This is a genomic window from Pseudomonas caspiana (assembly GCF_040224095.2).
Lineage (GTDB): Bacteria > Pseudomonadota > Gammaproteobacteria > Pseudomonadales > Pseudomonadaceae > Aquipseudomonas > Aquipseudomonas caspiana.
This window is the reverse complement of record NZ_CP167995.1, coordinates 1,759,354-1,772,283: the sequence shown is the minus strand read 5'-3', so window position 1 is coordinate 1,772,283 and position 12,930 is coordinate 1,759,354. Positions and strand designations below refer to the sequence as shown.

Annotated in this window: 11 protein-coding genes; 1 reads left to right on the top strand and 10 read right to left on the bottom strand. The window is 56.3% G+C overall.

Annotated elements, in window-relative coordinates; all coding sequences use genetic code 11:
* Positions 1 to 4 precede the first annotated feature (4 nt).
* The 7 genes from ABRP31_RS08000 to flhA form a co-directional block, all read right to left on the bottom strand.
* The gene (locus tag ABRP31_RS08000; protein WP_349970494.1) at positions 5 to 2,290 is read right to left on the bottom strand and encodes a chemotaxis protein CheA; all 2,286 of its coding nucleotides are present in this window, start codon (positions 2,288 to 2,290) and stop codon (positions 5 to 7) included.
* 38 nt (positions 2,291 to 2,328) lie between these two features.
* Positions 2,329 to 3,117 (bottom strand): protein phosphatase CheZ, encoded by a 789-nt coding sequence (locus tag ABRP31_RS07995; RefSeq protein ID WP_087266810.1) that lies wholly within the window; start codon positions 3,115 to 3,117, stop codon positions 2,329 to 2,331.
* 19 nt (positions 3,118 to 3,136) lie between these two features.
* The gene (locus tag ABRP31_RS07990; protein WP_176469940.1) at positions 3,137 to 3,511 is read right to left on the bottom strand and encodes a chemotaxis response regulator CheY; all 375 of its coding nucleotides are present in this window, start codon (positions 3,509 to 3,511) and stop codon (positions 3,137 to 3,139) included.
* Between the two features lie 292 nt (positions 3,512 to 3,803).
* A complete protein-coding gene (gene fliA / locus ABRP31_RS07985; RefSeq protein ID WP_027898771.1) occupies positions 3,804 to 4,544 on the bottom strand; it encodes an RNA polymerase sigma factor FliA in 741 nt (246 codons plus the stop codon).
* Positions 4,541 to 5,374, bottom strand: coding sequence for a flagellar synthesis regulator FleN (gene fleN / locus ABRP31_RS07980; RefSeq protein ID WP_087266807.1), 834 nt, complete (start codon positions 5,372 to 5,374; stop codon positions 4,541 to 4,543). The genes fliA and fleN overlap by 4 nt, the downstream gene beginning before the upstream one ends.
* A gap of 115 nt (positions 5,375 to 5,489) precedes the next feature.
* Positions 5,490 to 6,818, bottom strand: a complete 1,329-nt coding sequence (gene flhF / locus ABRP31_RS07975; protein ID WP_349970490.1) for a flagellar biosynthesis protein FlhF — start codon at positions 6,816 to 6,818, stop codon at positions 5,490 to 5,492.
* 11 nt (positions 6,819 to 6,829) lie between these two features.
* On the bottom strand, positions 6,830 to 8,959 hold the full coding sequence (flhA, locus tag ABRP31_RS07970; protein WP_087266801.1) for a flagellar biosynthesis protein FlhA: 2,130 nt from the start codon (positions 8,957 to 8,959) through the stop codon (positions 6,830 to 6,832).
* 340 nt (positions 8,960 to 9,299) lie between these two features.
* Between flhA and ABRP31_RS07965 the strand changes: the two genes are divergently transcribed.
* Positions 9,300 to 10,475, top strand: coding sequence for an IS481 family transposase (locus ABRP31_RS07965; RefSeq protein ID WP_349973837.1), 1,176 nt, complete (start codon positions 9,300 to 9,302; stop codon positions 10,473 to 10,475).
* Positions 10,476 to 10,723: 248 nt separating this feature from the next.
* Here the strand turns inward: ABRP31_RS07965 and flhB are convergent, their stop codons facing one another.
* Genes flhB through ABRP31_RS07950 form a run of 3 tightly spaced genes read right to left on the bottom strand, consistent with a single transcriptional unit; the run spans position 10,724 to position 12,921 of the window.
* The gene (flhB, locus tag ABRP31_RS07960; RefSeq protein WP_087273230.1) at positions 10,724 to 11,860 is read right to left on the bottom strand and encodes a flagellar biosynthesis protein FlhB; all 1,137 of its coding nucleotides are present in this window, start codon (positions 11,858 to 11,860) and stop codon (positions 10,724 to 10,726) included.
* A gap of 1 nt (position 11,861) precedes the next feature.
* Positions 11,862 to 12,647, bottom strand: a complete 786-nt coding sequence (gene fliR / locus ABRP31_RS07955) for a flagellar biosynthetic protein FliR (protein WP_349971860.1) — start codon at positions 12,645 to 12,647, stop codon at positions 11,862 to 11,864.
* Between the two features lie 4 nt (positions 12,648 to 12,651).
* Positions 12,652 to 12,921, bottom strand: coding sequence for a flagellar biosynthetic protein FliQ (locus tag ABRP31_RS07950; RefSeq protein WP_349971859.1), 270 nt, complete (start codon positions 12,919 to 12,921; stop codon positions 12,652 to 12,654).
* Positions 12,922 to 12,930: the final 9 nt, after the last annotated feature.

The window sequence follows — 12,930 nt, the reverse complement described above, 5'->3', positions numbered from 1 at the left end:
AGAATCAGATACGCCGTGCAGCGTACCGCTTCAGCATACTCGGCACATCGAGGATCAAGGCAATGCGACCGTCACCAGTGATGGTGGCGCCTGACATGCCTGGCGTTCCCTGCAGCATTTTGCCCAGCGGCTTGATAACCACTTCCTCTTGACCCACCAACTGATCGACGACAAAGCCGATACGCTGGGTGCCAACAGAAAGAATTACCACGTGCCCTTCATGCTGCTCCTCGTGAACGGCAGAACTGACCAGCCAGCGCTTGAGGTAGAACAACGGCAATGCCTTGTCACGAACGATCACGACTTCCTGACCATCGACGACGTTAGTGGTCGACAGGTCAAGGTGGAAGATCTCGTTGACGTTGACCAGCGGGAAGGCGAAAGCCTGGTTGCCAAGCATTACCATCAGGGTCGGCATGATCGCCAGAGTCAACGGCACCTTGATGACAATCTTCGACCCCTGCCCCTTGGTCGAGTAGATATTGATCGTACCGTTGAGCTGAGCAATCTTGGTTTTCACCACGTCCATGCCCACGCCACGGCCCGATACGTCAGAAATCTCGGTTTTAGTCGAGAAGCCTGGCGCGAAAATCAGGTTGTAGCAGTCGGTATCGCTCAGGCGGTCGGCAGCGTCCTTGTCCATCACGCCACGCTTCACAGCAATGGAGCGCAGAACGTTAGGGTCCATACCCTTGCCGTCATCGGAAATCGACAACAGGATGTGATCGCCTTCCTGCTCGGCCGACAGCACAACGCGTCCGCCGCGAGGCTTGCCCGATGCTTCGCGCTCTTCCGGGGTCTCGACACCGTGGTCGACCGCGTTGCGCACCAAGTGGACCAGCGGATCGGCAAGCGCCTCTACGAGGTTCTTGTCCAGATCGGTCTCTTCACCGACCAGCTCCAGGTTGATCTCTTTCTTGAGCTGACGAGCCAGGTCGCGTACGAGTCGCGGGAAGCGGCCAAACACTTTCTTGATCGGCTGCATCCGGGTCTTCATCACCGCGGTCTGCAAGTCGGCCGTTACCACATCAAGGTTGGAAACCGCCTTGGACATGGCTTCGTCGCCGCTATTAAGACCCAGGCGCACCAGACGGTTACGCACCAGCACCAGTTCGCCGACCATGTTCATGATCTCGTCCAGGCGCGCAGTGTCGACCCGAACGGTGGTTTCGGCTTCGGATGCGACCGGCTTTTCAGCAGGTGGCGCAGCCGCTTTAACCGCTGCAGGAGCAGGAGCAGGAGCAGCGGCTTTGGCGGGCGCTGGCGCAGCAGCTGGTTTGGCAACTGCGGCCGGAGCAGGCTTGGCTGCTGGCGCTGGTGCTGCCGCTTTAGCGGGCGCAGCAACTGCCGCAGCGGCTGCTGAACTGGCGGCTACTTCAGGCTCAAACTTGCCTTTGCCGTGCAGCTCATCAAGCAGCGCTTCAAATTCGTTGTCGGTGATTTCATCGCCCTTGCCTGCCGATGCAGCAGAGGCAGTGGCAGCAGGAGCCGGAGCCGGAGCTGGAGCGGCTGCGGCAGCAACGCCGTTAGCATCGAATGAACCTTTGCCGTGCAGCTGATCAAGCAACGCTTCGAATTCATCGTCGGTGATGTCACCGCTTTCAGCCTTGCCAGCGGGCGCGGCAGCCACCGGAGCGGCAGCAGGTGCTACGTCAGGAGCAAACTGACCTTTGCCATGCAACTGGTCAAGCAGCGATTCGAATTCCGAGTCGGTGATTTCGTCACTTGCGGCTTCGCCTGTCGCTGCCGGCGCTGCAGCAACTGCTGCTGGCTCCTTGGCTGCATTGAGCGAATCAAGCAGGTTTTCGAATTCGGTATCGGTGATCTCGTCCGAAGGCGCTTCAGCGACGACTTCAACCGGCGCCTCCTCCACGACTTCAGCAGGCGCTTCGTCAGCCGATGCTGGCTCTGCCAGACGCGCCAGTGCAGCCAGCAATTCCGGTGTAGCCGGAGTTACTTCACTGCGCTCACGCACTTGGCTGAACATCGCATTGACCGCATCCAGCGCTTCAAGGACCACGTCCATCAATTCCGAGTCTACGCGACGCTCACCCTTGCGCAGGATGTCGAAGACGTTCTCGGCGATGTGGCAGCACTCCACCAGCTCATGGAGCTGGAGGAAGCCGGCGCCCCCTTTTACAGTGTGAAAACCGCGAAAAATTGCATTGAGCAGATCTGCGTCATCCGGTCGGCTTTCCAGCTCGACCAACTGTTCAGACAACTGCTCCAGAATTTCGCCGGCCTCTACCAGAAAATCCTGAAGGATCTCTTCATCGGCGCCGAAGCTCATTGGGGTGCTCCCTAAAATTAACCGTCAACAGACCAGACTTAGAAGCCCAGGCTCGATAGCAGATCGTCTACATCGTCCTGTCCGGACACAACGTCTTCCCGTTTATCGGCATGAATCTGCGGACCTTCACCCTGTTTGATATGTTTTTGTGGATCTTTTTCTGCGCGGATGGATTCGTCGTCGTGTTCGATGCCCGCAAAGCGGTCTACATGACTGGCCATGAGCACCAGTTTGAGCAGATTGCTCTCGACTTCAGTGACCAATTGCGTCACGCGTTTGATCACCTGGCCGGTCAGGTCCTGGAAGTCCTGAGCCAGCAGAATGTCGTTGAGGTTGGAGGAAACCTGGTGGGTATCCTTTTCGCTGCGCGTCAAGAAACCATCAACACGGCGCGCCAGTTCACGAAACTCTTCAGCGCTGACTTCACGCCGCATGAAACGCCCCCAGTCCGCACTCAAGGCCTTGGCCTCGTCGTTCAGACTGTGCATCAGCGGAGTACTTTCCTCGACCAGGTCCATGGTGCGGTTAGCCGCACCTTCCGTGAGCCTGACAACATACGACAGGCGTTCGGTGGCGTCCGTGATCTGGGACACTTCTTCAGCTTGCGGCATGTTCGGGTCAATCTGGAAATTGACGATCGCACTGTGCAGCTCGCGCGTCAGCTTGCCGATTTCTTGATACAGGCCACGATCTCGAGCCTGGTTAAGCTCATGGATCAGTTGCACAGCGTCGCCGAAACGGCCTTTTTCAAGGCTCGTCACGAGCTCGCTTGCGTGTTTTTTCAGGGTCGCTTCAAACTCGCCCATTGACGTTTCGTTGTTCTCCATAGAGCCCTCGCGGCATACATCAGCTATTGACGCGCTCAAAGATCTTGTCGATCTTTTCTTTCAGCGCCTGAGCCGTGAATGGCTTGACGACATAACCATTGACGCCGGCCTGAGCCGCTTCAATGATCTGGTCGCGCTTGGCTTCTGCGGTCACCATCAACACCGGCAGGTGTTTGAGGCGCTCATCGGCACGCACTTTACGCAGCAGGTCGATACCGGTCATCCCAGGCATGTTCCAGTCCGTTACCAGAAAGTCAAAGGAACCGCTTTCCAGCATCGGCAACGCGGTAAGCCCGTCATCGGCTTCGGACGTGTTGGTGAAGCCCAGATCACGCAGCAGGTTTTTAATGATCCGCCGCATCGTTGAGAAGTCATCAACGATGAGGATTTTCATGTTCTTGTCCAATTCGACCTCCAAGCAGTCTTTGACGCGTTCAGCACCTGAACGCGCTGTTCAATCAATACTGGCACAGCTCACATTGGCTGCACGAAAACGACGACGGGCTTGGTAAATCAACAACTATGGAAACCGCACAGCAAATCCACGGGCTGCATGAAAGCTATTGCTTTTAACAGTCCGTGGAGCGAATGCCTGTATGGCTCCAGCCTTGTCCACTGTCCCACGTAACGCTTTGCACAGCCTGCTCACACGCGACACGCAATCACCAAGGATTACGTACCACCTGTCAACGCGCTCGCCACTCTCCCAAACGCCCTCGTAAACGAGCTGCGCACTGGCTGTGTAACTGGCTGACTCGAGATTCACTGACCCCCAGGACCTCACCGATTTCCTTGAGGTTCAGCTCCTCGTCATAGTACAGCGCCAAAACCAGACGTTCACGTTCCGGCAAGTTGGCGATTGCATCTGCCAACGCAGCCTGGAAGCGTTCATCTTCCAGGTCACGCGACGGCTCAAGCGAACCGCTTGCGCCATCCTCATGCAGTCCTTCATGTTCGCCGTCCTGCAAAAGGTCGTCGAAACTGAAGAGGCGACTGCCCAAGGTATCGTTCAAAATCCCGTAATAATCATCGAGACTCAATTGGAGTTCGGCCGCAACCTCATGATCTTTAGCGTCGCGACCTGTTTTTGCTTCAATTGAGCGAATTGCGTCACTGACCATGCGCGTATTGCGGTGGACCGAGCGAGGCGCCCAGTCTCCCTTACGCACTTCATCGAGCATCGCACCGCGAATACGAATCCCGGCATAGGTCTCGAAACTGGCACCCTTGGTGCAATCGTACTTGGTGGACACTTCCAACAAGCCGATCATGCCTGCCTGAATCAAGTCTTCAACCTGAACACTGGCTGGCAAACGAGCCAGCAAGTGGTACGCAATGCGCTTGACGAGCGGAGCATACCGCTCGATCAGCTCATATTGCGAGTTCCGGGACGCTTTGCTGTACATCTGATAGCCGCTCGCGGTCATTGAACAGGCCCTGCGCTTGTCTGGTAAACCAGTCGCTCAACGAAGAACTCGAGATGCCCACGCGGGTTGGCAGGCAGTGGCCAGGTATCGACCTTCTGCGCAATAGCCTTGAACGCCAGGGAGCATTTGGAGCGTGGAAAAGCTTCGTATACCGCACGTTGCTTCTGGACAGCCTTACGCACGCACTCGTCGTAAGGTACGGCGCCTACATATTGCAAGGCCACGTCCAGAAAACGATCAGTCACTTTGGTCAGCTTGGCGAACAGGTTGCGCCCTTCCTGCGGGCTCTGGGCCATGTTGGCCAGAACGCGGAAGCGGTTCATCCCGTAGTCGCGGTTGAGCAGCTTGATCAAGGCATAGGCGTCGGTGATGGAAGTAGGCTCATCACACACCACCAGCAACACTTCCTGAGCCGCCCGGACAAAGCTGACCACTGACTCACCGATACCGGCGGCCGTGTCGATCACCAATACGTCAAGATTATCGCCAATGTCGCTGAAAGCCTGGATCAGGCCAGCGTGCTGCGCCGGACTCAGATGAACCATGCTCTGCGTGCCGGAAGCAGCAGGCACGATGCGAATCCCGCCCGGGCCTTGCAACAAGACGTCGCGAAGCTCACAGCGCCCTTCGATCACATCAGCAAGGGTGCGCTTGGGCGTAAGCCCCAGAAGGACATCGACATTGGCCAGGCCAAGGTCGGCGTCCAGCAGCATGACGCGCCGGCCAAGCTCGGCCAAGGCCAGCGAAAGGTTCACTGACACGTTAGTCTTACCGACGCCACCCTTGCCGCCGGTCACCGCGATCACCTGTACGGGATGCATGCTGCCCATGTTAGTTTTTTACCTTGTGTTGCGTAGACCGAAGCCAGATTGCGGGCGACACGCTCAATGAAGAGCCGTGCCAGGCAGACCATCGATGCAGGTAAGTTTCAATTGTTCGCATCACTTAACCGACCCGTTTGTTGGGGTTGTGGTAAAGGTCGGCGAACATATCCGCCATGGCCTCTTCGCTTGGCTCTTCTTGCATCTGCACATTGACCGCGCGCGTCACCAATTGGTGCCGACGTGGCAGGTGAAGATCATCAGGAATTCGTGGTCCATCGGTCAGATAGGCCACAGGCAACTCATGACTGATGGCAAGACTGAGTACTTCGCCCAGGCTGGCGGTTTCGTCCAGCTTGGTCAGGATGCAACCGGCCAGACCACAGCGTTTGTAGCTGTGATACGCGGCAGTGAGCACCTGTTTCTGGCTGGTGGTTGCCAGCACCAGATAATTACGCGACTTGATACCGCGCCCGGCCAGGCTTTCCAGCTGCATGCGCAAGGCCGGGTCGCTGGCTTGCAGGCCCGCAGTGTCGATCAACACAACACGCTTGCGCAACAGAGGGTCCAGCGCCTGCGCCAGTGATTGACCAGGATCAACGTGAGTCACCGGCACATTGAGAATACGACCCAATGTCTTGAGCTGCTCCTGAGCACCGATACGGAAGCTGTCCATGCTCACCAGAGCAATGTTCTGCGCGCCATACTTGAGTACGTAACGCGCCGCCAATTTGGCGAGTGTGGTGGTCTTGCCCATGCCGGCAGGGCCGACCATTGCAATGACACCACCCTCTTCAAGCGGCTCGACATCAGGCACTTCGATCATGCGGGCCAAATGAGCCAGCAACATGCGCCAGGCCTGACGTGGCTCGTCGATATCAGGGATCATTTCCAGCAGGTCGCGGGACAGAGGGCCAGACAACCCTACACGCTGCAGACGACGCCACAGGTTGGCCTGTGCCGGACGGCTGCCCTGCAACTGATTCCACGCCAGGGAGCCGAGTTGGACTTCCAGCAGCTCACGCAGGCCGTTCAATTCAAAACGCATCGAGTCGTAACCGCGCTGGCTGGCAGCCGGAGCAGCCGGAGCAACCTGCGGCTGTGCGAACGGACGCGGCGGCTCTTCAAGCGTCGGCTCGATGTGGGTGTCAGCAGCACTCAGCGGCAAACCGGCGAACAACTGCCGATTGACTGCCCCGTCGCTATCACCACGATTATTCAGTTCAGCCTGGGCCGAGACGATGCGCGACTGGGTTTTGCGCAACTCGTCCTCAAGCTCGATGTTCGGTACACGGGGTGCGAGCGCAGAAAGCTTATAATCTAGGGCAGCAGTCAGCTCGACGCCACCGGCGATTCGCCGGTTGCCGATGATGGCCGCTTCTGCGCCCAGCTCATCACGAACCAGTTTCATGGCTTGACGCATATCGGCGGCGAAAAATCGCTTAACTTGCATGACTCACTACCTCAGCCGTTAGGCCCGACAGTCGCTACGATGGTTACTTGCTTGTTGTCAGGAATTTCCTGATACGCCAACACATGCATATTCGGTACAGCCAACCGCCCAAACCGCGACAGCATGGCCCGAACCGGGCCGGCTACCAGCAGAATCACTGGCAAGCCTTGCATCTCCTGACGCTGGGCGGCGTCGATCAGCGAACGCTGAAGTTTTTCCGCCATGCTTGGCTCTAGAAGAACGCCTTCTTCCTGACCCTGACCAGCCTTCTGCAAACTATTGAGCAATATCTGTTCCAACCTTGGCTCCAGCGTGATAACTGGTAGCTCCGGCTCAATGCCTACAATGCTTTGCACGATTGCACGGCTCAATCCGACCCGAACCGCAGCAACCAATGCGGCGGTATCTTGACTCCGCTGAGCATTATTGGCGATAGCTTCGGCGATGGTCCGGATATCCCGTACAGGGACCTGCTCGGACAGCAGCGCCTGCAATACCTTGAGCAGAGCCGACAACGAAAGGATGCCAGGCACGAGCTCTTCAGCCAGTTTAGGTGAGCCTTTAGCCAGCAATTGCATCAATTGCTGCACTTCCTCATGACCAATCAGCTCGTGCGAATGCTTGTAGAGAATCTGGTTCAGGTGAGTGGCGACCACAGTACTGGCATCCACTACGGTGTAACCCAGCGATTGAGCCTGACTACGCTGGCTGATTTCAATCCAGACCGCTTCCAGACCAAACGCCGGGTCCTTGGCGGTAATACCGTTCAACGATCCGAAGACCTGACCAGGGTTGATCGCCAGTTCCCGGTCGGGATAGATCTCTGCCTCTGCCAACGTCACGCCCATTAGCGTCAAACGATAGGCACTTGGCGCCAGATCCAGGTTGTCGCGAATGTGTACGGTTGGCATCAGGAAGCCCAACTCTTGGGAAAGCTTCTTACGCACACCCTTGATCCGCGCCAGGAGCTGACCACCCTGATTGCGGTCCACCAGCGGAATGAGGCGATAGCCCACTTCCAGGCCAATCATATCGATCGGCGTTACATCATCCCAACCCAATTCTTTGGAGTCCTGAGCGCGAGTTGGCGATGGCAGCATTTCTTGCTGACGCTTGACCTCTTCCAGCGCCATGACCTTGACCCGGTCCTCTTTCTTCCACAGCACGTAAGCGATGCCGCAAGCAACAAGGCCCAGGCTGATGAAGGAAAAGTGCGGCATGCCTGGCACAAGGCCCATCACGATCATGATCGCGCCAGATACACCCAGTGCTTTCCACGAGGTAAACATCTGACGGTTAATCATTTTGCCCATTTCTTCCGAACCGGAAGCACGGGTCACCATGATTGCTGCGGCGGTGGACAACAGCAGTGATGGCAATTGCGCCACCAAACCGTCACCAATGGTCAGCAGCGTGTAAATCCTGCCAGCGTCGGCGAAGGTCATGCCGTGCTGCAGCATGCCAACCAGCATGCCGCCGATGAGGTTGATAAACAGGATCAGCAAACCAGCGATGGCGTCACCACGAACAAACTTGCTCGCACCGTCCATGGAACCGTAGAACTCGGCCTCCTGAGCGACTTCGAGACGGCGACGCTTGGCTTCTGGCTGATCGATCAAGCCAGCGTTCAAATCGGCGTCGATAGCCATTTGCTTGCCAGGCATGGCGTCCAGGGTGAAACGCGCGCTCACCTCAGAGATACGCCCGGCACCCTTGGTGATTACCACGAAGTTGATGATCATCAGGATGGCAAAAACCACGATACCGACGACGTAGTTACCACCGATCACCACTTCACCAAAAGCCTGAATCACCTTACCTGCAGCGGCGTGACCGTCTTGACCGTGAAGCATGACCACGCGGGTCGAGGCCACGTTGAGCGCGAGACGCAACAGCGTGGCAACCAGCAGAATGGTCGGAAATACCGAAAAATCGAGTGGGCGCAGTGCGTATACGCAGACCAACAGGACCACGATGGACAACGCAATGTTGAATGTGAAAAACACATCCAGCAGAAACGGCGGGATGGGCAACATCATCATTGCCATCATGACCAACAGCAACAACGGAACGCCCAACTGACCACGGCCGAGGCCTGCCAGATTGCTGCGTGCGCTACTGATTAACTGAGAGCGTTCCACCGATTATTCACCTGCGCACTAAATCAAAACTTTGACGCCGATGGCGACCTGATATGACCTATTGCAAGAAGCTTTCCAACTGTGGAATCGGTGATGAAATAGCGGGCGGGGTCTGTAAGAAAGTGTGAGATGGGGGTGGTCATTTAGTGATTTGTGTACATATCCGTTACTGGGTAACGGCGGCTTTATGGTTCCGCCCTTACGGCGGGTCACTTTCGAAAAGCGCGAAAGTAACCAAAGCGCTCTTGCCAGTATGACTCACCCACATGGGTTACAAATCAGTTCACGCACATAGGTAACAGTTTTTAACTGGCAGGGTCGATTTCGCGAGGATCTGACCATGCCCTGGAAAGAGCTGAAACCTATGGACCTTAAAGTGATGTTTATCGCCGACTACCTGTCCCAGAAGCACAGCCTTAGCCAACTGTGCCGGGACTATGAGGTCAGCCGAAAGACTGGGTATAAGTGGATCAGGCGTTACGAGGCAGAGGGTCCGAGCGGGCTTGATGAACATAGCCGCTGCCGCCACAACCAAACCTACGTGGTGCCCTTGGTGGTGAAGCAGGCAATCGTTGAGTTTCGCTTAATTGGCGAGACGATCCCCGGCCCGAAGAAGATTCAGAACAGCCTCATGCAGCGTTTCCCAGACCAGGATCCGCCCTCTAAAACGACCATTTACAACATTCTCAAAGCAGCTGATTTGATTACCCCCAAGCCATTGCGCCGACGGGTGGCTGTGTATCCCAAGCCTTTACGTAAGGCAGAAAATCCCAACCAGTTATTCAGTGCTGACTACAAGGGCCAATACCTGACCGGAGCAGGGATTTGGTGTTATCCGCTGACGATCATGGATCATGCCAGCCGGTTTTTGCTGGCTTGCCAGAGCATGAGCAGCACCAATCTCAAGGAAACACAGCAAACCTTCGAAAGGGTTTTTCGCGAATACGGCCTGCCAGAGCGTATTCGTACTGACAATGGGATTCCGTTTGCCAGCACCAGTCGTGCAGGGCTGTCACAGCTGTCGATCTGGTGGATGAGACTTGGGATCATTCCTGAGCGAATCGAGCCCGGTCGCCCAGACCAGAATGGGCGGCATGAGCGTATGCACCGGACGCTGAAAAGTACGTTACCTCATCCATCGGCAATTGCCTGGGAGGCCCAGCAGCGCCACTTTGATCGCTTCCTGCAGCACTACAATTACGAGCGTGGACACGAGGCGCTTGGTCAGAAAACGCCTGCTGCTTGCTATACGCCTTCAACTCGAATGTACCCAGAAACGCTACCGGAAATGACCTATGCGAGTCATATTGAGAGTTACCTGGCCGACAGTAGCGGAATCATCAATCGAGGAGGCATGCGGGTTTATGTGGGCAATTTACTTTGTCATCAGACCATCGGAATGGAGATGATCGGTGATGGGGTATGGAATGTAATCTTCGGTCCGGTGATCTTGGGCCATGTGAATGCGAGAGATGCAAAAAACGGTTATGTCTCAATCAAAGTGTCACCTATGTGAATGCACTTTTTTGTAACCCATGTGGTTGATCCGTACATGCCCCACCACTTGGTGCCTCGCCTAGGCTCGGCATGCCCGAGCCTAGGCGAGGGACCAAGTGGTGGGGTAAAAGCCTTTTGCTTACTTTTGGGCCCAAAAGTGAGGCGCTGTAAAAGCGCAACCAATATCAGCCCTGAATGCGGTAACGGATATGTACTCAATAATCGCGGCCGCGACGGCGCCAGCGCAGTTAGCAGCAATAGCAAACCTCAAGAATCCCGCTGCAAATCTGGCGGAATAGTGATATCGCCCAGCGGATCCGGGCGCTTGCCCTGCCCCGCATGGTACTGACGGATCTGATACACATACGCCAGGACCTGCGCAACAGCCAGGTACAGGCCGCCCGGGATCTCCTGGTCAAGCTCGGTACTGTAATAGATCGAACGCGCCAGACCTGGCGACTCGAGAATCAGAATCTGGTTGTGCGCACCAATCTCCCGAATCTTCAACGCCACAAAGTCCACCCCCTTGGCCACCAGCATCGGCGCCCCGCCCTGCTCAGGATCGTACTTGAGCGCGACAGCAAAGTGGGTCGGGTTGGTAATGATCACATCAGCCTGGGGAATCGATTCCATCATCCGCCGCTGCGACATCTCATAACGCAGCTGACGAATCCGCTGCTTGACCTCAGGACTACCCTCCGAGTTTTTATGCTCATCGCGTACTTCCTGTTTGGTCATCAAGAGTTTTTTGTGCGCTTCCCATAGCTGGAATGGCACATCGACGGCGGCGATGAAAATAAGGCCGCAGGCCATCCACAATGTGCTCCAGCCTACAACTTGCAGACTGTGAATAATCGCCTGCTCCAATGGCTCATGGGCAATGGAAACCAGCGCGGCCTTTTCCATGTTAAGCACCACCAGCGCCACAATCAGCACGATGACGAACTTGGCGAAGGATTTCAGCAGCTCGATTAGCGCATTGGGGGAAAACATACGCTTGAGCCCGGCCAGCGGGTTCATGCGGCTGAATTTGGGGGCCAGGGACTTTGTGGCAAATAACCAACCACCCAACGAGATAGGGCCGATCACCGCAGAAGCGAGCATGACCAGTAAAAACGGCATCATGACGACCAGCGCCAGCTTGCCGGTGGCCAACAGCATGCGCCCCATGGAGCCCTGATCCATAAGGACTTCACGGGTAATGCTGAAGTTGGAGGTCATCATGTAAGACATCGCCTGGGCAATGTCCGCGCCTTCAACCAGTAACCCGATGGCGCCGGCCATCATGATTGCCAGCGTGTTCAGCTCCTTGGAACGCGCGATCTGACCTTCGGCCCGAGAATCACGGACCTTTTTATCCGTGGGGTCTTCTGTCTTGTCCTGACCATTCTCGTTCTCGGCCATGTCAGCGAGCCCTCACCATGTCGCGCAAATTCTGCAAGGCCTGAGTTGCCAGCGGCTGGTACTGATTGAGAATGTCGCCCAGGCTGAGCCACAGGATAAACATACCCAACACCAGCGTCAGCGGGAAACCGATCGAAAAAATATTCAATTGCGGAGCAGCGCGCGTCATGACGCCGAAGGCGATGTTGACCACCAGAAGTGCCGTGATTGCTGGCAACACCAGTTTCAAACCAGCCGCCATCACCCAACCCAGACCGTTGGCCAGCGCCCAGAAATTTGACACCAGCAAACCGCCGCCCACGGGCAGGGTCGTAAAGCTTTCGATCAGGGTTTCTATCACCACCAAGTGGCCGTTCATACCTAGAAACACCAGCGTGACCAGCATGGTGAAAAACTGCCCTATCACCGCCGATGACACGCCGTTGGTGGGGTCCACCATGGACGCAAAGCCCATCCCCATCTGTGTGGAAATGATCTGCCCAGCCACCACAAAGGAATGAAAGAACAACTGAAGGCACAGTCCCAGCCCTGCCCCAATGATGATCTGTTCACCCACCAACAGCAGCGCCGTCAGATCCAGTGCATTGACCTCCGGCATCGGCGGCAGCACGGGTGCCACCACCACGGTGATGGCCAGCGCGAGGTAAAGACGCACGCGACCGGGAACCAGTGTCGTGCCGATGATCGGCATGGTCATCAGCAGCGCGGTAATACGGAACATCGGCAGCAAGAAGCTTGCGACCCACGTGCCAATCTGCCCATTGGTCAGGGCCAGAACCGGTTCCATGGAGTTAGCCGATCACAGTCGGGATGCTGGTGTAGAGCCCGATGATGTATTCCATGAACACCTTGAGTAGCCACGGACCGGCAACAATCAGGGTAATCAGCATGACGATCAGACGCGGCAAAAAGCTCAACGTCTGTTCGTTGATTTGAGTGGCCGCCTGAAACATGGCAACCAAGAGACCACACAACAGACTGGGAATGACCAGAATCGCCACCAGCACGGTGGTCAGCCACAACGCCTCGCGGAACAGGTCGACAGCTACTTCTGGCGTCATCGCACAGAC